The 22,135-nt window shown below is 71.8% G+C and carries 12 protein-coding genes and 1 pseudogene; 9 read left to right on the top strand and 4 right to left on the bottom strand.

The genetic code is table 11. The annotated features are described in order from the left end of the window. Window positions 1-164: 164 nt before the first annotated feature. On the top strand, window positions 165-8,561 hold the full coding sequence (locus tag ACIRQP_RS36835; RefSeq protein WP_403898570.1) for a type I polyketide synthase: 8,397 nt from the start codon (window positions 165-167) through the stop codon (window positions 8,559-8,561). A gap of 967 nt (window positions 8,562-9,528) precedes the next feature. Here the strand turns inward: ACIRQP_RS36835 and ACIRQP_RS36830 are convergent. Beyond that, window positions 9,529-9,702 carry a hypothetical protein gene (locus ACIRQP_RS36830; protein WP_403898567.1) on the bottom strand — a complete coding sequence of 58 codons (174 nt, stop codon included), beginning with the start codon at window positions 9,700-9,702 and terminating at the stop codon, window positions 9,529-9,531. Between the two features lie 263 nt (window positions 9,703-9,965). On the opposite strand from ACIRQP_RS36830, the gene ACIRQP_RS36825 reads away from it, so the two are divergent. From ACIRQP_RS36825 to ACIRQP_RS36805, 5 genes are all read left to right on the top strand, one after another. Continuing rightward, window positions 9,966-10,703, top strand: a complete 738-nt coding sequence (locus ACIRQP_RS36825; protein WP_403898564.1) for an SAM-dependent methyltransferase — start codon at window positions 9,966-9,968, stop codon at window positions 10,701-10,703. A gap of 753 nt (window positions 10,704-11,456) precedes the next feature. Further along, a complete protein-coding gene (locus ACIRQP_RS36820; RefSeq protein ID WP_403898562.1) occupies window positions 11,457-12,410 on the top strand; it encodes a GlxA family transcriptional regulator in 954 nt (317 codons plus the stop codon). Between the two features lie 102 nt (window positions 12,411-12,512). Then, window positions 12,513-13,511 (top strand): type I glyceraldehyde-3-phosphate dehydrogenase, encoded by a 999-nt coding sequence (gene gap, locus ACIRQP_RS36815; protein WP_403898559.1) that lies wholly within the window; start codon window positions 12,513-12,515, stop codon window positions 13,509-13,511. A gap of 159 nt (window positions 13,512-13,670) precedes the next feature. Continuing rightward, window positions 13,671-13,967, top strand: coding sequence for a hypothetical protein (locus ACIRQP_RS36810; protein ID WP_403898556.1), 297 nt, complete (start codon window positions 13,671-13,673; stop codon window positions 13,965-13,967). Between the two features lie 452 nt (window positions 13,968-14,419). Beyond that, window positions 14,420-15,154 carry a DNA-methyltransferase gene (locus ACIRQP_RS36805; protein ID WP_403898599.1) on the top strand — a complete coding sequence of 245 codons (735 nt, stop codon included), beginning with the start codon at window positions 14,420-14,422 and terminating at the stop codon, window positions 15,152-15,154. Window positions 15,155-15,250: 96 nt separating this feature from the next. Here the strand turns inward: ACIRQP_RS36805 and ACIRQP_RS36800 are convergent. Both ACIRQP_RS36800 and ACIRQP_RS36795 read right to left on the bottom strand, forming a co-directional pair. Next, window positions 15,251-15,509: pseudogene (locus tag ACIRQP_RS36800) on the bottom strand (hypothetical protein); the annotation flags it as partial. A 232-nt stretch (window positions 15,510-15,741) separates the two neighbouring features. Then, window positions 15,742-17,994, bottom strand: coding sequence for a peptidoglycan recognition protein (locus ACIRQP_RS36795; RefSeq protein WP_403898597.1), 2,253 nt, complete (start codon window positions 17,992-17,994; stop codon window positions 15,742-15,744). Window positions 17,995-18,432: 438 nt separating this feature from the next. Between ACIRQP_RS36795 and ACIRQP_RS36790 the strand changes: the two genes are divergently transcribed. The 3 genes from ACIRQP_RS36790 to ACIRQP_RS36780 all read left to right on the top strand — a co-directional run bounded on the left by ACIRQP_RS36790 (window position 18,433) and on the right by ACIRQP_RS36780 (window position 20,280). Further along, window positions 18,433-19,263 carry a DNRLRE domain-containing protein gene (locus ACIRQP_RS36790; protein ID WP_403898553.1) on the top strand — a complete coding sequence of 277 codons (831 nt, stop codon included), beginning with the start codon at window positions 18,433-18,435 and terminating at the stop codon, window positions 19,261-19,263. Then, a complete protein-coding gene (locus ACIRQP_RS36785; protein WP_403898550.1) occupies window positions 19,253-19,534 on the top strand; it encodes a hypothetical protein in 282 nt (93 codons plus the stop codon). The genes ACIRQP_RS36790 and ACIRQP_RS36785 overlap by 11 nt, the downstream gene beginning before the upstream one ends. A 191-nt stretch (window positions 19,535-19,725) precedes the next feature. Further along, window positions 19,726-20,280 carry an SMI1/KNR4 family protein gene (locus tag ACIRQP_RS36780; protein WP_403898548.1) on the top strand — a complete coding sequence of 185 codons (555 nt, stop codon included), beginning with the start codon at window positions 19,726-19,728 and terminating at the stop codon, window positions 20,278-20,280. A gap of 171 nt (window positions 20,281-20,451) precedes the next feature. Here the strand turns inward: ACIRQP_RS36780 and ACIRQP_RS36775 are convergent, their stop codons facing one another. Beyond that, window positions 20,452-21,789 (bottom strand): YncE family protein, encoded by a 1,338-nt coding sequence (locus ACIRQP_RS36775; RefSeq protein ID WP_403898546.1) that lies wholly within the window; start codon window positions 21,787-21,789, stop codon window positions 20,452-20,454. Between the last annotated feature and the right edge of the window lie 346 nt (window positions 21,790-22,135).

The raw sequence follows: 22,135 nt of genomic DNA, 5'->3' as shown, positions 1-22,135 counted from the left end.
AAGGGGCCAGGCGGCGGGAGCGGGGGAGCACCCCCTGCCCGGCACGGCCGCCTCCGTCCGAACCCGCGGGACGAGCCGTGCCCGGAGCGCCTGACGGATCCCAACCCCCGCCGACCCTATAGTCGTTGGGTGTCGGGGGACATGGGAGCACAAGAGGGGTGCGCATGGCGGAGGTTCGCGCGGAACTGGTCCGCCCGTTGGCCGAGGCGCTGAGGGCGCACACCGCACGCGCGGGGGAGAGGACCGCCTTCCGGGACGGGCAACGGGTGCTGACCTGGGCACAGTTGGAGCGCCGGACGGCCCGCGTCGCGGGGCATCTGGCACGGCTGGGCGTACGCCGCGGGGACCGGGTGCTGCTCTGCCTGCCCAGCCGGGTGGAAATGGTGGAGAGCTGCCTGGCGGTCCTGCGGGCAGGCGCCGTCGGAGTGCCACTGGACCCGGGGGCGGCCGATGACGAACTGGCCCACGTCCTCGGCGACAGCGGTGCGGTGGCGGCCGTGGCCGAGGCGCCGCTCCTCGAACGGCTGACGCGGATGGCGGCCGGGCGGCCCCCGCTGCGGGCGAGCGTGGTCGTGGGCCCGGTGGCACCGCCCCCCGGGCCGCCCGCGGACGCGGTGCCGTACGAGGAACTCGCCGGGACCGACGCCCCAGGACCGCCGCGCGACGACCTCGGCCTGGACGAGCCGGCGTGGATCCTCTACACCTCCGGCACCACCGGCACGCGCAAGGGCGCGGTGACGAGCCAGCGGGCGGCGCTGTGGTCGACCGCTGCCGCCTACGCACCACTCCTCGGTATGTCCGAGCGGGACCGGCTGCTGTGGCCGCTGCCGGTGCACCACGCCTACGCGCATTCGCTGTGCGTCGTCGCGGTGGTCGCCACCGGCGCGAACGCCTGCCTCCTGGACCGGGGGGTGGACATCGTGGAGGCTCTGCGGCGACAGCCGCCCGACGAGCCCTTCACCATGCTGGCCGGGGTTCCGGCCACCTACCACCTGCTGGTGAGCGCACTGCGCCGGACCGGGCCGGTCCCCGGCGGGCTGCGAGTGTGCGTCACCGCCGGAGCACCCTGCCCCGCGGAACTGCGCGCCTCGATCGAGGAGTTGCTCGGCGCACCGCTGCTGGACGGCTACGGCGCCACCGAGACCAGCGGCAAGATCGCGCTCGCCCGGCCCGGCACGCCGGGCCCGGACCGCGTGCCGCAGCCGCTGCCCGGCGTCGATGTCCGGATCGCCCACCCGGTCTCCGCGGACACCGTCGCGGACGGCGACGAGGGCGAGATCTGGGTGCGAGGCCCCGGTCTGATGACCGGCTACCACAACCGCCCCGACAGCACGGCGCAGGTCCTGCGGGACGGCTGGTACCGCACCGGCGACCTCGGCCACCGCACACCGGGCGGCGGGCTGCGGGTCACCGGCCGCGTGGGCGACCTGATCATCCGCGGCGGCCAGAACGTCAACCCGGTGGAAGTGGAGCAGGTGCTGCTGTCCTGCCCAGGAGTCGCGGACGCGGCGGTCGTCGGCCGCTCCCACGACGTGCTGGGAGAGGTCCCGGTGGCGTTCGTCGTCCCCGGCCCGCAGGGCACCGACCTCTCCGGACTGCGGGCCGCCTGCCGCAAGCGGCTGTCCGCGTTCAAGGTGCCGGACGAGATCCGGCCGAGCGCCTCACTGCCCCGCACCTCCTCCGGCAAGATCCGACGGACCGTTCTCGCCGCCCGGCTGGCCGAGTCCCTTGCACACGACGGCGCGAACATCCGCGCCGGGCTGCGTACCAGGTTGCTCGCACTGCCCGCGCCGGAGCGGCGCCGCACCGTGCTGCGCCTCGTCCTCGACGCCACGGCCGAGGCGGACGAGGTGCGGGGGACCGACCTCGACCCCGAACTGACCTTCGCCGACCTGGGACTCGGCTCCCTCCAGGGCGTGCTGCTGCGCGATCGGCTCGCGACGGCCACCGGCCTCGACCTGCCCTCGACCCTGGTCTTCGACCATCCGACACCGGACGCGGTGGCAGGCTTCCTGCACGACGCGCTGCTCGGCCCCCCGCCCTTGGCGGCCCGCCCGGCCGGGTCCGGCACCCGCCGCGACGCCCCGCCGCCCGACGAGCCGGTGGCCGTCGTCGCGATGGCCTGCCGCTTCCCGGGCCCCGTGGACGACGTCCGCACGCCGGAGGAGCTGTGGCGGCTGCTCGCCGACGGAGCGGACGCCACCTCCGCGTTCCCCGCCGACCGGGGCTGGGACCTGGCCGCCCTCTACGACCCCGACCCCGACCGGCCGGGCACCTCGGTCACCCGGCGCGGCGGGTTCCTGCGCCGGGCCGCCGACTTCGACGCGGCCTTCTTCGGTATGTCCCCCCGGGAGGCGCTGGCCACCGACCCCCAGCAGCGGCTGCTGCTGGAGACCGCCTGGGAGGTCGTGGAACGGGCGGGCCTCGCCCCCACCGCCCTGCGCGGCAGCGACACCGGTGTCTTTGTCGGAGTGATGCACGGCGATTACGGCGGCCGTCTGCTGCACCGAGGGGGCCACGCGTACGAGGCCCACCTCGCACTGGGATCCGCCGGCAGCGTGGCCTCCGGGCGCATCGCCTACACCCTTGGCCTGGAAGGGCCCGCGGTGACCGTGGACACGGCCTGCTCCTCGTCGCTGGTGGCCATGGACTGGGCGGCGCGGGCGCTGCGCTCGGGACAGTGCTCCCTCGCCGTGGCCGGTGGCGCCACCGTCATGGCCAGCCCGGTGCCGTTCGTCGCGTTCAGCAGGCTGCGCGCACTCTCCGCGGACGGCCGCTGCAAGCCGTTCTCCGCCGCGGCCGACGGAACCGCCTGGGGCGAGGGTGTCGGACTGGTCCTGCTGGAACGGCTCGCCGACGCACGGCGCAACAACCATCCGGTGCTCGCCGTGCTCCGCGGCTCCGCCGTCAACTCGGACGGCGCGTCCAACGGCCTGACCGCGCCCAGCGGACCCGCCCAGGAGCGGCTGATCGGCGACGCCCTGGCCGCCGCCGGGCTCACCCCGGCCGAGATCGACGCCGTGGAGGCGCATGGCACCGGCACCCCGCTCGGCGATCCCGTCGAGGCCCGTGCGCTCCTCGCCGCCTACGGGCACGACCGCCCGGCCGACCGGCCCCTGTGGCTTGGATCCCTCAAGTCCAACCTCGGACACACCCAGGCCGCGGCCGGGGTCGCCGGGGTCATCAAGACCGTGCTGGCGATGCGGCACGGCGTGCTGCCGCGCACGCTGCACCTCGACGAGCCGTCCCCCGGGGTCGACTGGTCCTCGGGCGCCGTACGGCCACTGACCCGGGAGCAGCCGTGGCGGCCCGCCCCCGGGCAGCCGCGCCGTGCCGCGGTGTCGGCCTTCGGCATCGGCGGCACCAACGCCCATGTGATCCTGGAGGAGGCCGTCGTGGAGCGGGACGCGGGGGAGCGCGGCGGCGCCCCGGCCGCTCCGCACCCGCCGCTCCTGCTGTCCGGCGCCGACGCGGGCTCTCTGCGGGCCCAGGCACGGCGTACGGCCGCGTTCCTCCGTGAGCGGCCCGAACAGCCCCTCGGGGACGTGGTGTTCTCCGCCGCCACCGCACGCGCCGCGCTCCGGTACCGGGCGGCGATACCCGCGGACGACCGCGCCGACCTGCTGAGCGGACTGGACAGGCTCGCCGCCGGGACGACGGCGCCCGTACCGGTCCGCACGGGCCCACGGCTGGCCCTGCTCTTCACCGGCCAGGGCGCCGCACGGCCGGGCCTCGGCCGGGAACTGCACGCCGCCTACCCGGTCTTCGCCGATGCCTTCGACACGCTGTGCGGCCGGTTCGACGCCATCGGCGCGGGGGACCGACCGCTGCGCGAGAGCCTGTGGCCCGAGCCGGGCAAGGCCACCGACGCCCTCGACCGGACCGACGCCCTCGACCGGACCGACGCCCTCGACCGGACCGATGTCGTCCAGGCCGGCCTGTTCGCGTTCGAGGTCGCCCTGTTCAGGCTGCTCGCCTCCTGGGGAGTGCGGCCCGACGTCCTGGCCGGCCACTCCGTCGGGGAACTGGCCGCGGCACACGCCGCCGGGATCCTCACCGAGGACGACGCCGTCGGTCTGGTCGCCGCCCGGGGCCGGTTGATGCAGTGCCTTCCGGCCGGCGGCGCCATGGTCGTCCTGGATGCCACCGAGGAGGAGGCGACGGCGGAACTCGCGAGGACCCCGGCCGTGGCCGGGCCGGTGGCGGTCGCGGCGGTGAACGGCCCCCGGTCGGTCGTCGTCTCCGGGTCGCGGCGGGCGGTGGCGGCGGTGGCGGCACGCTTCGAGGACCGCGGGCGCCGCACCGAACACCTGCGGACCGGCCACGCCTTCCACTCGCCGCTGGTCGAACCGGCGCTGGCGGAGTTCTCCCGGGCCGTGTCGCGCGCCGCCTTCCACGAGCCCCGCATCCCGGTCGTCTCGACCCTCACGGGGCGCCCGGCCACCGGGGACGACCTGCGCTCACCGGCCTACTGGGTCCGCCACGCCCGTGAGACGGTGCGCTTCGCCGACGCCGTGCGCCACCTCGCGGACGAAGCGGGGGTGACCGCCTTCGCGGAGGCCGGTCCCGGCGCCCATCTCACCTCGGCCGCGCTGAGCACCGTCGGGGAGCCCGGGGACCGCGTGTTCACCCCGACGACCAGGCCCGGCCACCCGGAGCCCGGCACGCTTCTGATGGCGCTCGCCCGGCTGCACGTGCACGGCCTCCCGGTCGACTGGGAGGCGGTCCGGCAGGGACACTCGGGCCCGCCCGCCCGGCGGATCGGCCTGCCCACCTACCCCTTCCAGCGCGAGCGCCACTGGCTGGCCGAGCCCGCCGCCACCGCGGCAGGCCCTGCCGACACGACCGCGCACGCCACCGGTCACCCGGTGCTGACCGCGACGACGAGCCTCCCGGACACGGACCGTCTGCTGAGCACCGGCCACCTCTCGGAGGCCGGGCAACCCTGGCTGCGCGACCACGTCGTGCACGGCCGGGTGCTGGTGCCCGCCACCGTCCTCGCCGACCTGGCGCTCCACACCGGCGCGGCTTGCGGCCTGGCGGAACTGGAGGAGCTGACGCTACTGCTCCCGCTGCACCTGCCCGGCTCCGGCGAACGCGTAGAGGTGCAGGTCGTGCTCGGCGCGCCGGACCCGTCCGGCCGCAGGACCGTCGACCTGCACGCGCGTCCCGGGGACGGCGGCCCCCTCGGGGCGTGGACCCACCACGCCACCGGCCGTCTGGGCCCTGTCCGGCCGATCCTCGCGGATCAGACCGCGGCGTCTGGTGCCGTACATCGCAAGGCGGAGGATCGCCCACGTACTGGACGTACTTGGGCGACTCCGACAACGCCGCGAGGTGCGGTGCCAGGCGTCGCGGGCCCGCGACGATCGGCCGGACAGGTCCTGGGACCGTCGGACGGCGGTCCCGGCCCGGCGCACGGCGACGAGCAGTCCTGGCCGCCCCCGGACGCGGTGCCCGTCGACCTGACCGGAGCCTACGAGCGCCTGGCAGAGGCGGGTCACGCGTACGGCCCGGCGTTCCGCTGCGTGCGGGCGATGTGGCGGCAGGGCGACGACCTGCTGGCCGACGTACGGCTTCCCGACGAGGCCGTGGCCGAGGCGCAGCGTTACGGCCTCCATCCCGCGCTGTTCGACGCCGCCCTGCACGCGTCGCTGCTGCTCCCCGCGGATCCGGGACAGCCCGACGGGGCCGGCCGGCTGCCGTTCGCCTGGCGGGGCGTCAGCCGCCACGCTGCGGGCGTCACCGCCCTGCGGGTCCGGCTCCGCCCCACCGGGGACCATACCGTCGCGGCGGACCTCACCGACCCGGCCGGGCGGCCGGTGCTGCGGGTGGCGGAACTGACCACCCGCGCGGTACCCGGCGCCGTCGGGATCCCGCGGCCCGAACCGCTGTACCGGCCGCACTGGACGTCTGCCGCCCCGGCCCGCTCGGCCCCGCCCGCCTGGGAGGTGGGCTCACCGGACGACCTCGGCCTGGCCGCGGCGCTGTCCGGCGCCGGGCGGCCCGCGTCGGCCGCGGACACGGCCCCGGGCGGCGGCGCGTCCGTCCCCGGGCCACCACCGATGCCCGGGGTGCCCTCCGCCGGGTCCGCCGGTGGGGCCGCCCCCGCCCTCGTCGTCTCCCTGGCTCCGCCCGGCCCGTCCGCGGGCCCGGTGGCCGGCACGCACGGCCTGGTCACGCGAGCCCTGGAACTGCTGCGCGGCCGGCTGCCCGCCCTGGCCCCGGGAACGCGCCTGGTCCTGGTGACCCGGGGTGCCACCGGCGCGGACCCCGACCTGGCCGCCGCCGCGGTCTGGGGTCTGGCGCGCAGCGCCCAGTCCGAGTACCCCGGCCGCCTCACCCTCGTCGACGTCGACGGCCACCCGGAGTCGGTGCACCGGCTGCCGGCTGTCCTGGCCACGGGCGAACCCCAACTCGCCGTGCACGCGGGCAGGGTGCACGTGCCACGGCTGACCCTGCCTGCGGCCGCCGAGCCCACCCGGGCGGCCGGGTTCGAGACGGACGGCACGGTGCTGGTCACCGGCGGGACGGGGGCGCTCGGCGCCCTGCTGGCCGGTCATCTGGTGGAGCGTCACGGGGTACGCCGGCTGCTGCTCGTCAGCCGCAGCGGCCCGGACGCGCCCGCCGCGCGGCGCCTGCGGGAGCGGATCGAGCGGGCCGGAGGCCGGGTCGACGTGGTCGCCTGTGACGCAGCCGACCGCTCCGCACTGGCCGGGGTGATCGCCGCGTGCTCTGCCGACCTGACCGCCGTGGTGCATGCGGCGGGGGTCCTCGACGACGGTGTGCTGGAGGGCCAGACACCTGGGCGTGTCGCGGCCGTCCTGCGGCCGAAGGCGGACGCGGCCTGGCACCTGCACGAGCTGACGGGGGATCTGCCCCTGTCGCGGTTCGTGCTCTTCTCCTCGGCGGCGGGCCTGCTCGGAAACCCCGGCCAGGCCGGCTACGCCGCCGCGAACGCCTTCCTCGACGCCCTCGCGCTGCACCGGACGGCCCGGGGACTGCCTGCGCTCTCGCTGGTGTGGGGACCGTGGGCGGGAGGCGAGGGGATGGCCGCCCGCACCGGCCGGACGGGTGACGGCGTGGTCCGAGCCATCACCGCGGCCGAGGGCCTGGCGCTGTTCGACGCCGCCCTGGCGGCGGGCGAGCCCGTCCTTGCGCCGCTGCCGCTGGACCCGGTGGTCTCCCGGGCCCGACGACCCCTCCCGCCGCCTCTGCGGGACCTGTCCGGTCCGTCCGGCCCTCCGTCGGCCGAGGCCGGGGAACCCGGTGACGGCGGGGGACCTGATGACGGCGGGGGACCCGGTGACGGCGGGGGACTGGCCTCCGGTACCGGCCGGGTGCCGGACGAGACGCCGGGCGCGTGGCGCGAACGGCTGGCGCGGCTACCCGTCGCCGACCGTGGCCCCGCTCTGCTCGCACTGGTCCGCGAGGCGGTCGCCGACGTGCTCGGGCACACCGGCGCGGCCGTCGTCACGGCCGACCGCGCCCTCAGCGAACTCGGCCTGGACTCCCTGGCCGCCGTGCAGCTGCGCAACCGGCTGAGCCTGCTCACCGGTCTGGAGCTGCCCCCCACCCTCACCTTCGACCTGCCCACCAGCGTGCAGCTGACGGAGCATCTGCTCGCCGGGCTGTCCGAGGCGCCGACCCACGGGGAGGCGGCCGCCGCCGGGCCGGCGCGTCCCGCGAAGGCCCGGTCTCCCCAGACTCTCGCCTCCCTCTACCGCCGCGTGTGCGCGACGGGTGACGTCGTCTCGGCGATGCACCTGCTCGTGACCGCCTCCTTGGCGGTCCCCGGCTTCGGCCCCGGGGATGCCGCCGCGCACGCCCTGGACCCGCTCCACCTGGCCAAGGGCGAGGCCGGCCGGCCGCCGCTGGTGTGCTTCCCCGGCTTCTCCCCGGCCCTCGGCAGACCCTGGTACGCCACGCTCGCCCGCCACTTCGAGGAGGACCGGGACGTGTGGGAAATGCGGCACCCGGGGGTCACCTCGGGCGACGCGCCGCCGCGCGACTGGCGGACACTGGTGGACCTGCACACGGCCACCCTGCGCGAGCGGCTGGGCGGGGGCCGCCCCGTCCTGCTGGGGTGGTCGATGGGCGGGTGCCCGGCCCACGCGGTCGCCGCGCGGCTCGCGGCCACCGGCACTCCGCCCGCCGGCCTGATCCTCCTCGACACCTACCACGTGACCCCCGAACGGGAGGCCGAGCCATGGCTGCTCGCCATGCCCGCCCGCGCGGCTCTGGCCATGGGAGCGGAGTTCGACACGGCGGTGGACGACATGGCCCTGGCCGCGTTCGGCGCCTACACCCGGATGCTCCGGGGGTGGCGCCCCGAACCGCCGGACGTGCCCGTCCTGCTGGTCCGCGCCGCCGACCGGCCGCCGGAGGCGGACACCCACGGCGACGCCCCCGCCGGGCGTGCGGGGCAGGCCTCCTGGCCCGGTCCGTGCGACACCATGGAGGTCCCGGGCGATCACTGGACGATCGTGGAGGAACACGCCGACACCACGGCCCGGGTGGTCCGCGCCTGGGCCGACGGGCTCGCAGGGCGCACCGGCTGAGCCACGGCCACCCGGCGCGGGCCGGCACGTCGAGCCGACCATTCAAGGGCGTGCAGGGAAACAAGGTGTTGCTTCCCGTCCTTGGGCTCGTTGGTGTGGCATGTGCGTTCCGGGGGAGACCCGTGCTCAACTCGCCATGACGTTCGCGGTGCTGTTCCCGCCGGCGCGTCCTCGCGGAATCCTGCGACGACGCGCCTGCGGACATGTTGCTGAGGGTGTGGCAGTGGTGGACCGGCAGCCTCCGCACGCCCGATCGCCCCCCACGGCCACCCGAACCTCTCCCGCCGCGACCTGCTCCGCTAAGCCGACGACCCGAACTCGCGGATGCGCCAACTGGCCTTGGACGAGCCGGATTCGACGACGGAGATGGTCGAGCGGTTCAGCCGGGACAGCGACGGAACCCTTTTCCCCGGCCACGGCGGGGTCCGGCCCGTGCTCACGGGCCGGCCGCCGGCCTGGGGTCTGCACGCGGCTCGGCAGCTGGGTCGTGGGTGGGTACCGAGGCGCATGGTCCACCAGCGGGGGTGGAGGTCCAGCGGCGGGGCAGACGACCGACGAGGTTCTCGGGCGGGTGAGCGAGAAGGGGGGGTGCCTTGCTCACTCCGCCCGGGGGCTTCGTCCGCAGTGTGTCCGTCACCGTCGCCGGCACCGTGTTGGCCGGGGCCATGTGTCCGTCGTCAGGTGCCCGCGGTCAGGGGGAGGTCGGACACTGTCCTCGCTGTCGTTACTCAGAGGGCGAGCAGCCCACGTGTTTCCGGAACACCCGGGCGAAGTTCTCCGGATTCGGGAATAGGCAGAGCTCCGTGCCCTGCAACGGTCAGGGCCGGGTTACCGGGGTTTCCAATTCACTCCGGGAATCATTCGCGGACGGATCGCGGGAGGAGGGTGGGTGTCACTGGGGGCTGGTCACGGAGGCGCGGCGCGGGGAACGCGGCCTGGACCCTGGACCTGGAACGTCCTCGCCGCCTCAGGCTCCGGCGGCGAGGACCGCCTCCAGGGAGTCGGCGAGGATGGCGACACCGGTGTGCAGCTCCTCCTCGCTCACGGTCAGCGGCGGGGCGATGCGGAAGACGCCGCCTATACCGGGCAGTTGGACGATCCTGAGGTGGAGTCCCTCCTTGAGACAGGACATCATCGACAAGTGACGTCACTACTGCGGTTCTGGCGCGGGTTTTGTGAGCCGTACACGGTGAGTGATGGGCACGGGCGTCACTCAGGTGGCCTTGTCAATGACAACCAACTCCATCGGTTGGTCTGTGTCAATTTCACGTGGCGATCCCAGATCCAAGATCAAGGTGAGACATGATTCCACCCTGAGTACCAGGTGTCGCAGTTGTCCGGTACTCGTTCATCGGCGGGGTAAAGCAGATGAGATGAGCGTCCGGCGCTGTCAGGCTGCGCACCATGAACCGCGAACTGATCTCTCAGCTGTCACACGCTGATCATCCCATCAACAGCCCTCTTGACGATGAGTCGGTGCGCCGACTGCTCCATCGAACCGTGGACCGGGGCGATGAACGCGTGCTCGACCTCGGTTGCGGTGAGGCGGCTTGGCTCCTACGGGCCCTGACCGCCCATCCGAATGTGACTGCCGAAGGCGTCGACAACTCGCACCAGCTCCTGGCCAAGGCCCGGAAGGAGGCGGCCGGTCTGGGAGTCGAACAACGGCTCGTACTTCACCACCAGGACGCCACGGAGTTCGCGTCTCCCGGCCTCTTCGACGCGGTATTCAGTGTCGGTGCCACCCATGCCTTCGGTGGTCTCCTGCCCACCCTTGATGCTGCCCACAGGCACCTCGCCCCCGGAGGCCGCGTCCTGATCGGCGATGCCTATTGGGAGTGCGAGCCCACCGCCGCAGCCCGCGAGCTGCTGGGAGAGTACGCGGACCTCGCAACCACCATGGACCGGGTCGTCGCTCACGGTTGGACCCCTGTCTTCGGGCACATCAGCACACGCCAGGAACTCGACGACTTCGAGTGGTGCTATACAGGGTCCCTGGCGACGTGGGCGCTGGACCATCCCGAGCATCCCGACAGCGCCGAGGTTCTCACCGTTGCCTCTACTCACCGCTCACAATGGCTGCACAGCTATCGCGACAGCTTCGGCTTCATCACCCTTGTACTTCGCCGAACTTCCGAGTAACCACTGCAGGTTGTAGGCGAGGGGCCCAGTGCCCCGCTCCTGGCAGCTCGTGGCTCCGGATGGAAGAGCCGGCACCGTGGGCTGTGTGTGGCGGGCCGGTGCACGGCGACGAGTTGCGCGCTGCCGGGGCCGGTGAGTACGGCGGCCTCGTGCAGAACGTACTGCTCGAAGGCATGGAACAGCGTTCCGTCGTCCCACGCTCAGCGCGATCGCGAACTTGTTCAGTTCGGCTGCGCTGTGGAAGGCGCCGTGGTCGTGGCGCCAGGAGGATGCGCTCTGCGGGAACTGGTGGAGCCGGGCGAGCGCCCGGTGGTCGTCACCGACGGTGGTGTGCTCGAACACCTCGGTGAACTCTTCGTGGGTGGGGGCGGCCAGGAGGCGGTCCGTCGCGGCGAGGACGGACGCTCCCGATTCCGGTTCCGGCGGTGCAGCCGTGGCGCGGCGGCGATTGGGGATGATGACTGCTGCGGTCGCGGCACGGGGGTATCCAGACCGGTACGCGGCGCCCGTACTTGTAGGTGTAGTAGTCGGGCGTGCTGCCGGGGCGTTGCATGGCGAACTCCTGTGCAGGTGTGTGTGGAGAGGGTCTGTGTTGTCGTGTGTTTCCTCATCGGACCGGCACCCGTGGGTTCACGGTCATCAGGGGCACGGTTCCCGGGACTCGCGGGCCTTCGCCCCCATCCGGTGGTTGAGTCGCCGGCACAGTCGGCGTATCGAAACCGCACCCCCGCACCCCCGCGTATCCTGTTCCCCGTGGTCTCCCGCCTGTATCGCGTCGCCGTCCTCGTGCTCGAGGGTGCGAAGCCACTCGATGTCGGCATTCCTGCACAGGTGTTCACGACCCGCGCGAGCATTCCGTACGAGGTGCGGGTGTGCGGCGCGGCCCCCGGTCTCGTGACCGGCGGCGACGGCCTGTCGTACCACGTCGCCCACGGCCTCGACGCGCTTGCGTGGGCCGACATCGTCTTCATCCCCGGCTACCGGTTCCCGGACCGCCACGACCCGCCGCAGGCCGTCGTTGACGCGCTGATCGCCGCCCACGATCGGGGCGCGCGGCTCGCCGCGATCTCGACGGGCGCCTTCGCGCTCGCCGCCACAGGCCGGCTCGACGGCAAGCGCGCCACGACGCACTGGCATTACTCGCGGGCGCTTGCGACGAAGCATCCGCTCGTTCAGGTCGACGAGAACGTTCTGTTCGTCGACGAGGGCAGCGTGCTGACGTCGGCCGGCGCCGCCTCTGGCATCGACCTGTGCCTGCACATTCTCCGCGGTGACCTCGGGGTGGCCGCGTCGAACCACGCGGCGCGGCGCCTGGTCGCGGCCCCCTACCGCAGCGGCGGTCAGGCGCAGTATGTGCCGCGCAGCGTGCCCGAGCCGCTCGGGGAGCGGTTCGCCGCCACCCGCGAGTGGGCACTGCACCGGCTTGGCGAGCCTTTCACCCTCGAGGTGCTCGCCAGGCATGCGGCGGTGTCGCCGCGCACGTTCTCGCGGCGCTTCGTCGAGGACACCGGGTACACGCCGATGCAGTGGGTCATGCGTGCCCGCATCGACATGGCCCGTGAGTTGCTCGAGCGTTCGGAGCGGAGCGTCGAGCAGATCGCCGCCGACGTCGGTCTGGGCACCGGTGCGAATCTGCGGCTGCACTTCCAGCGCATCCTCGGCACCACGCCGAGCGAGTACCGGCGTACATTCGCGCAGGGCGAGTAGCCCGCGCCACGTGGCGCGATCCTTTCGAACCGTGGCGCTCACGCCGCCGTCACGGGCGGATGCCGCGCGCGAACCTGGTGACGAACCGAAGGGACACCACTCATGACTCGCATCGCCATCAACGGATTCGGCCGCATCGGACGCAATGTGCTGCGCGCACTGCTCGAACGCGACAGCGACCTCGAGGTCGTCGCCGTCAACGACCTCACGGAGCCCGCCGCCCTCGCGCGGCTGCTCGCCTACGACACGACGGCCGGCCGGCTCGGTCGCCCGGTGACCGTCGACGGGGATGCCCTCGTCGTCGACGGCCGTCGCATCACGGTGCTCGCCGAGCGCGAACCGGCGCAGCTGCCCTGGGCCGAGCTCGGCGTCGACATCGTGCTCGAGGCGACCGGCCGCTTCACGTCGGCTACGGCCGCCCGCGCGCACCTCGACGCGGGAGGGAAGAAGGTGCTCGTCAGTGCGCCGTCGGACGGCGCCGATGTCACGCTCGCGTTCGGGGTCAACACCGACGCGTACGACCCGGCCGTGCACACGATCATTTCGAACGCCTCGTGCACGACCAACGCGCTTGCGCCGCTGGCCGCGGTGCTTGACGAGCTCGCCGGTATCGAGCACGGCTTCATGACGACGGTGCACGCCTACACGCAGGAGCAGAACCTGCAGGACGGTCCGCACCGCGACGCCCGCCGCGCCCGCGCCGCCGCTGTCAACATCGTGCCGACGACGACGGGCGCCGCCAAGGCGATCGGCCTCGTGCTGCCGAACCTCGACGGCAAGCTGTCGGGCGACTCGATCCGCGTACCGGTTCCGGTGGGCTCGATCCTCGAACTCCACACGACCGTCGCCCGCGACGTGACGCGCGACGACGTGCTGGCGGCGTACCGCGCGGCGGCGGAGGGGCCACTCGCCGGCATCCTCGAGTACTCGGACGACCCGCTCGTGTCGTCCGACATCACGGGCAATCCGGTCTCGTCGATCTTCGACTCGGCCCTCACCCGCGTCGACGGCCGCCACGTCAAGGTGGTCGCCTGGTACGACAACGAGTGGGGCTTCTCGAACCGCGTGATCGACACCCTTGAGCTCCTCGCCACCCGCTGACCGGACGCCGGGGCGGCCTCACCTCCGAAGGCCGCCCCCCTCCACCGCCACGCAAGAACTCGGCATGACGCTGCCCCTCTGACACGCGCCATCGTGACGAGTCCAACCGTGCGACCGGTCTCGCCTTCCCACAGCGCGAGAACCTGAGCACAGGGGTACATGACCTCGGGATGGTCGGGGCATGCCGCGTACGGCGAACACCTGGCCCACGTACCCGAACTCATCCCGGCCCTTCTCTACCGGTACACCCACGACCGCCGCCCGGCTCTGACCAGGACTCATACCGACCGGCGCCGGGGCGAGTCGGAGTCCGAGGCGTACGGCGTGGCGCTGGAGTGCCGGGATGACCTGCTGGAGACCGGCGTGGTCCTTGGACGTCCTCGCCCTGTGCCAGACACCCGGCGACTACCTGTCCCGTCCGTACGTGACGTCACCGGCGGACAGGCCCCACGGTGACGAACTGCGGTGTTTCGCGGAGGTGGCGCTGGGCTGTACCGGGGGCCTGTCACCCGTTCGGGTCATGCGAACGTCAACGACCGAGCCAGTACTTGGAGTTGCCCCGGTCAGGCCCGGCCGTTGACGTACATGGTGACGGTCGCCCAGTACCACCAGGGTTCGCGCCCGAACCGTCGGTCCGCAGAGGGAGCACCCGCGCGCGAGACAGCCCCTCGCCGGCTGCCCGGCTCGATGCCTGCCACCCCCGTGCCGCACGCGCCCCGGGGGACCTCTACAAGGTCCTGGACACCCGGGGCTCGCTCACCCAGCTATGGGCCCGCGCGGACCGGGAGGGCAAGCCGCCGCGCCCGGACCAGCAGCAGACCCGCGACCGGTACGCCGTAGGTGCGCATGGCGACGGGCATCACCTCCGCGTCCAGGGCGGCGAGTTCGGCACGTTGCGCCTATGTGCACTGCACCGAGGTGGTGTCCTCACCGTGCTCAAGACCCTCCCCGACGACAGTGTCCACGCCGTCATCACCGACCGCCCGTACAACAGCGGGGGACGCACCAGCTCCGACCGCACCGGCCGCACCGCGCGAGCCAAGTACGTCACCACTGGATCCGCGCACGACCTGGAGAACTTCCCAGGCGAGAACGGTGACCAGAGGAGCTACCGGAGCTGGCTGACCGTCCTGCTCACCGAGGCGTACCGGGCTGCGGTAGAGCACTCGGTTGCCATGGTCTTCTCCGACTGGTGCCAGGAGCCGACGACCAGTGACGCTCTGCAGATGGCGGGCTGGACATGGTCCGGCACGATCCCCTGGATCAAGCCCGCCAGCAGGCCCCGGAAGGGCGGCTTCAAGCAGTCGTCGGAGTTCATCACCTGGGGCGTCAAGGGGAGTCTCGACCACAGCCGGGACCTCTACCTGTCCGGCCACTTCATCGCCTCCCGGCCCCGCAAGGACCAGGTCCACATCGCCCAGAAGCCGGTCGAGATCATGCGGCAGCTCGTCCAGATCTGCCCCGAAGACGGTGTTGTCCTCGACCCGTTCACCGGCAGCGGCTCCACCGGAGTCGCCGCCCTGCGCGAAGGCCGGCAGTTCGTCGGCGTCGAGCTGTCCTCGCACTACGCCGACGTGGCCGAACGAAGGCTTGAAGCGGAGCTGACCCAGGACGACTTCGTCCTGGCCGGGCCGGAGGAGTGACCGTGAGAGCAAGGGCGCCAGAGCTGGCGGACCGCAGACGACAAAGGGCGGCCGGAGCACCGGGAAACCGATGCACCAGCCGCCCTTCCGCTTGCGTCAGGCCGCCTCGAACGCCCGCCGGATCAGTGGTCCGGCCTTTTCCCAGTCGGCCGCCGAGGCGATCCGCACCTCCAGGTCGCCCGTCCGCAGGTGACCGATGCCGCGCATGTCACGGGAGAAGCCCTCCGCCAGCTCGACCGTATCCGGGTCGACTCCGAGGTACACCAGGATCACCTCGTGCTTCGGACGGAAGATCACCGAAGCGAGGTTCACCATCCGCCGAGGCGACGTAGTGCAGCAGTGGCGCCACCTCGACCCGGACCCCGGTCAGCGGGAGCTGATCGGGGCCCGGGTTGCCGGATCGTTTGGAGGGCCGCTGCGGGAGCAAGTTCATCCGTCCGCGCATGCCGCCGGGACGTTTTCCGGCTCCGGGCAAGGCGTTGGCCTTCGCGACCGAAGTCGGGTCGTGAGGGCCAACGCCTTGCTGTGGGGCCGCACGTGCCGACGGGAGTGGCGCCGGTGTTGTGCTCTCCTCGTGGGGCTGGGGGTTATTTGATGTAGACGAGGCCGTCGGTGGTGATGGTGGGTCGGCCGCTGGTAGCGACCACGACGATCTTGACGGTGTGCTTGGCGCTGCTGGACCAGGTCTTGGTCCAGATTGCCTGCCGGTACAGGGTGGTGGCGGACTTCAGGTCGACTGTGGCGACCTTGGTGCCGTCGACGTAGACGTATGCCTGGCCGGAGCCGGAGGCGCGGGAGACCACCCAGGCGGCGGAGCGGCCGGTGAGGGTCCAGGTGAGACTGGCGTTCTTGGTAGCGCTGGAGTAGGACGTGCCGCCGAGGTAGCTGGTGGAGGAGCGGGTGGTCCAGCTGCCGTACTTGGCGGCGGCGCTCTCCTGCAGGATCACGGGGGTGTACGCGGGGGAGGACGTGCGGTAGTTGCCGGCGTAGTCGTACGCCCGCATCGACCAGGTGGCGGCGGTACCGGACGTTGCGGTGCGGCTGGAGCTGGTGGTGGTCGGGCCGAAGGTGGCCGTGGTCGGGGCCAGCAGGTTCACCTGACGCAGGGCCTTGTCATCGGTGGCTTTCCAGCCGAGGGTGACCGGGACGGCGCTGGTGTTGACGGTGCCGGTGCGCAGGGAGAGCGTCGGGTTGGTGGTGAAGGTCGGTGCGGTCGTCTCCGCCACCACGCTCAGCGCGGCACTGGTGGCGGTCTTTCCGGACTGGTGTATGGCCCGCACGGCGACGGTGTGGCTGCCCAGGGCCAGGGTGGCGCCGGCAGAAGTGGCGGTTCCGGAGGTGGTGGCGGCAACCTTGCCGTCGACCAGCAGTTGGAAGCTCTTGATGAGCGAGGCCGGCGTGGTGGCCGTCCACTTCACGGTGACGGCGCCCTTGGTGTAGTATGTCGAGCCCGAAAGGGTCGCGCCGTCGACCGAGGTGGCCTTCAGGCCCTGCACCGGGCCTGCCGCCCAGGAGCGGATGGTCGGCAGCTGGGCGTAGAGGGAACCGCCGGGACATTCGGTGTTGTAGCCGTCACGGTGGCTGGAGATCCGATGGAAGGTGTACGTGCTGCCCGCGGTGTAGCTGGTGCCGAAGTAATTCTTCTGGGTGGCGCCCGCGGTGAGTTGGGTGGTCCCGGCGGGGTCGGCGCCGTACTGGCCGAGTTTCCAGGACGCCACGCGGGCGATGGAGGCCAGCGCGGCGTTGGAGGCGCTGGTGGAGGTGTAGTCACCGAGGACGGAGATGCCCGTGGACTCCCGGTTCCAGCCGTAGGTGTGAGCACCGAGCACCGGCAGGTCGATACCGCCCTTGCGGCCCTCGAAGACGGTGCCGCACTTGTCGACGAAGAAGTTGTAGCCGATGTCCTTCCAGCCGTTGACCTGTACGTGGTATGCGTAGATGCCCCGCACGATCGACGCCGAGTCGGCGCAGGAGTAATCGTTGGTCCCGGCGGTGTGGTGGACGAACACGGCCTTCACGTCCGCGTTGTATTCCGGCGCGTCGGGGCTGATCGACTCGTCCGCGCCCCAACCGGCCCGCGAGGTGATCGGCGGTTCGGGCACGGTGGACGGCGGCGCCGAGGGTGTGGAGGAGGCCGACGGGCTCGCGGATGCGCTCGTCGAAGCCGAAGCCGAAGCCGAAGCCGAAGCCGAAGCCGAAGCCGAAGGAGACGGCGACGTGGAAGGGGACGCGGATGACGCGGGCGCTGGGGACTGGCTGTCCGTAGGCGTGGCGGAGTCGGTGGCGCCGAGTGTCTCCGCCACGAACGCGGCCGACTCGGCCGAGCTGCCGGTGGCCTTCATCTCGGCGGTGGTCGCCACCCCGGGGTCGACCAGGTTGACCTGGAGCCCCTTGGGCAGAGCGGAGCTGGTGGTGCCGTCCTTCTGGACGACCTGGACCTGGACGCCGTCGGAGGAGCCGACCCACAGCGGCTCGGACGCACCGCGCGCGTCGGGGCCCGCCTCAGGGGCCGGCGCCGGGTTGTTTTCTGCCTCAAGGTCCCGCCAGGCGGTCCACTCGCCGGTCTCGCTGCTGCGGGTGCGTACCTGAGCGGTGCCGTGCAGCTGCTTGGCGGCACCCGTCCAGGAGACGCCGAGCATCGAGAACTGCTGGGTGTCCGTGCCCGGCAGCTCCCGTTTGCCGCTCGCGGCGCTCTTCAGCGTCAGGTCGTAGACCTTCACCGGCCGCTTGGCCCGGCCCTGTGTGCCGGGATCGGCGGATGGGTCGGCGACGGCATAGGTCACCACACCCCCGCCTCCCAGCACCACCGCACCGAGCGTCAGCCACGCCCGTCGCTTCAGGCTCAGTGGTCTGTACGCATGCGATGTACGACGACTCAAGATGCATCCACCCCAAAGAAGGCCAAAAAGGCCGCAGAAGAAAGTCACGTGAGGCACATCCGTCACACGCATGGCCCATTCCCCCAGCGCACGTCGGTCGGGAAACGTCACGGCTGCGCAGGACATAGTGATGGCGATCACTTCGTGCGGGGTGAGGAGACGGTGGCACGGTCCCGAAGCCTTGGCGCAGCCCGGGTGATGTTCAGCTCCCCCGGCCTCCCGGAGGGGGCAGCGATCAAGCGCAGTCGCCACGGCCGAACCCAGCGTGGCGGTGGCGCTTTTGGGCGTGCTGGGTTTTTTCGTGATCGTCCGCCCGACGAGGCGAACAACCCCCTCGGCGGCCCGCGCTACGAGGCCGGGGACGGTGACTACGGCGGCGAGACGGCGACCGTCCCCCGGTTGACGGTCACCTATGGCAAGGTCGGCACCGCGCTGAACTCGCCCACGGTGATCCACTCCACGGGCTCGGAACTGTCCTGGAAGGCGTACTCCAACACCACCGGCGACCGGGACCTGAACATCGCCGAGTACCACCTGCACCGCTGCACGCAGCAGGCGTTCACGCCGTCCGCGGCGACCCTGGTCGCGCCGGTCGGCAAGTCGGCCACCGCGTACACGGACACCACCGCGACCCCGACCCCGGACTCCTCCTCGGTGGAGATCGGCCGGTCGCACTACTACCAGATCGCGGTGAAAACGGTGGACGGGCAGCTTCTGGGCTCGCCGACGCGGATCGTGGGTGTGCCCAAGGCGGGCCGCACGATGAAGCTGATCCAGGGCACCGCGGCCGGAGGCACCGACTCGAGGCTGTCCTCCATGCAGCCGACAACGAACCAGGACTCCATCCAGTCGGCAGGCGCGGGCCAGCGGTGGTTGACGCTGGGCAACAACTCACCCACCTACGGCAAGACCCGCACGGTGATGAAGTTCCCCACCAGCGATCTGCCCACCACCGCCACGGTGCTGGAATCCAGATTGTTCATGTACGGTGCGGAGATCACCACCGACACCAACGGCGCGATCTACGAACTGCACGGACTGAACCGGGACTTCGACGAGACCACCACCACCTGGAACAACGTGAACGCGACGACGCCGTGGACGGCGGCCGGCGGTGACTTCTCCGCCACCGTCTCCGACACCGTCGCCAGCGTGTCGGAGGTGGGTCGGCACTGGTGGGACGCCACCAGCCTCACCCAGGCGACAGGGTGTGGCATAGGTGACAAGTGAAGAATGGGTTGCCGTCAAGCGAAAGTTCCCCCACGGGTCCACGGTGCACGGCACCGTGGACGAGGTCGCTCCCTTCGGAATCTTCATTTCAGTCGAGGGTGTGCAACTGAGTTGTGCTTTCGCGGATGTGGCGGGAATGCGCCACGGCGGCGCCGATGGCTCTACGGTGATCTGGCCCGAGTTGGGTGAGGCGGTCACCGGAGTCGTAGTCGAGCACACAGAGCGCAACCATCAGCTCAAGCTCCACCTGAGACGACCGGATCGGACCTGATCCGATCCGGTCGGGTCCCGGACCGAAAACACAGGTGGGTGAGCCCTCTTGGGGCTCACCCACCTGCTGCTGGTCCTGATCGGGGCTCTTTACCGGTCGCCGCGGACACGTATGGTCGAGGTGAGCGCCGGTGCAGCGGCCCGGGTTGCGGGCAACGATGGCGTCGGGCGCCTCAGCGCCGGGTGAGGTCCATGTGCCAGTTGGTGACCCAGGTGCCCCCGTCGTCCACGGAGAACGCCTGCTCCCAGTGGGCCGAATCCGCTGTGGTGCCGGACCAGATGAAGCGGACGCGCACAGTGGCCGAGGAGGTGATCGGCCCCCGACTGCCTGCCGGCCACAAGGAGCTCTTCATACTCTTCGGCGAGGGCGAGTTCAGCGGTTGTCTCGATCTCTACCCTCCAGTGGAAAGCGACACAGCGAGCATCGCGAGCTGGTTGCGTTCGATGCGCAGCGCGGCGGAGACCATCCCGTACGCCCGCGAGGGCTACGCTCCCCACGGGGTGTTCACCCCTGGCGGTACGGGGCTTCTACCCTGGGGCGGATCGGTGCAGGCGGACGAGTTCTGCTGGCTGGTCGACGGCGGTGACCCCGACACCTGGCCGGTTGTCACTAGGTCGCACTCCGAGGGATGGCGGACATACCCGATGACGATGTCCGAGTTCGTCTACCGGGTACTCGACGACGTCGGTTTCGAGGACTTCACCGTCGCCGACACCGTTGACCCGCCCTACTTCGAAGCGCTGTAGCCGGACAAGCGGCCGGCCCGGCACACCCCGGGCCCGCACTCGCACCAGCCACTTCGCACGACTTCGCCCCGCCGACCAAACGATCGACGGGGCGAAGAAGGTGCAGGCCCCGAGTTAACCAACAGCGTCCGCCGGCGTGGTTCGGGGCCTTTGGTCGGGTGCTCAGGGTGGCTACTTGGTGATCGTCACCGTCGTCTGGGTCGTTGCGGGCATGTGCTGGCCGTCGCCCTTGTATGTGGCGGTATAGGTGATGTTACCCGTCTCGCTCGGGCGTTCCGTGAACGTGAACTCGCCCGTCGCCGTGGAGATGGGGAAGGTGCCGACCGGAGTGCCGGTCGGGTGTTCCACGTCCGTGCGGGTCACCTCCACCGTCGTGCCTGCCGGGAAGGGCTCCGCCGCCGACAGCCAGCCAGTGATGGTCAGGTCCTTGCCCTTGCGGGAGGCTGCGGGGGCCTGGAAGCTGAGGGTGGTGTCCAGCTTGCCGGCGTCCGGGAGGACGTGGAGCGTGGGGGCGCTGCCGTAGGACAGGCCCGTGATCGCGAAGAGGCGGTTCTCGTCCGGGGCCCAGGCGAGGCCGTCGCGCTGGAGGTCGGTCACGGCGTACTCGTGGAACGACGGCCAGGTGGAGCTCGGGCGGTAGGTTTTTACGAAGTCGTCGGACGCGCCTGTTGCCACCGTTCCGTCGGTCGCCACGGCCACCGCGTTCGGGAACTGCCAGCTCGAGTAGTAGCCGTTCGACGACAGGTCCGACAGGCGGACGATCTGGTGGTCGGAGGGGTTGTTCGCCGCTACGACGATGTTCTGGCCGTCCGCCGTCACCGCGAAGTCGTTGAGGTACGAGATCGACGGCGACGAGGTGAAGAGGCGCTCGGTGCGCTTCTGCAGGCCGTCGGCCGCCGTATCGTAGACCGCCAGGGTGGCCGGGCTGACGCCCTCCTCGCCCGCCACCAGGACGTTCGGGTCGGCGGGGGACGACGCCAGGGCCGGGGCGTAGTACCAGTACCGGCCGCTCGGGACGAGCGTCGCCGCCGGGGCCGGAGAGGCCACGTCGAGCGAGCCGATGCCGCCGCTGCTGCCGACCGTGTAGCCGAACCACAGCTTGCCGCCCGCCATCGCCAGGTTCTGGGGCGAGGTATCCGCGCCGGTCGGGTAGCGGTTGGTCTCGGTCAGGGTGGCGGTGTCGATCTCGGCGATCGCGCCGACCGTCGACAGGGCCACGTACAGCTTGCTGGAATCCGCCGAGAGTACGAGGCCCGCGGCCCCGTCCTCGGCGGTGATCAGCTGGACGACCGCGCCCGCGTAGTCGGTGACGACGATGCTGCCGCCGGTCGGGTCGCTGACGAACGCCCGGTCGTGCACTCCGTCGACGACGATGTCCCGGAACGAGGCGCTGGGCAGCGCCACACTCGTCTCCTCGGCCGTGGCCGTCACTGTCCCCGCCCCGACTAGTGTCAGCGAGCCGATCAGTGCCACTGCCACCGCGGCGGCGGTGCGTTTATGGATGCGCAAGTGAACAAAACCTCCTCGGAATTGGGGCGGCCGTTTTCGACCTCCCGTTCAAGGAGCGCAGGGCGATGGACATGTGTCACTGGGAGCTCGTAGATGGCGGTCGTGCTCGTGCGGCGGTGCCCGACCCGGTGCTGGATTATCTTGAGCTCGATGCGCTGACGTGGCCCCCACCTGGGCTCTCGTGTCGTGGACGCTGTTCTTGAAGCTGTCGGAAAGTCTCGACGCGCCATTGTGGCGAGCCCCAATCGGAATTTGTTCGTTACTCCATGGCCCACCCCGCGAGTGGGCTCGCTGAGCAATCCTCCTTGTCGGGCCACGGCGCGATGCCGGTGGACTCAGCGGTCGG

This window comes from Streptomyces sp. NPDC102274 (assembly GCF_044766385.1).
Classification (GTDB): Bacteria; Actinomycetota; Actinomycetes; order Streptomycetales; family Streptomycetaceae; genus Streptomyces.
This window is presented reverse-complemented; position numbering and strand designations above follow the sequence as displayed.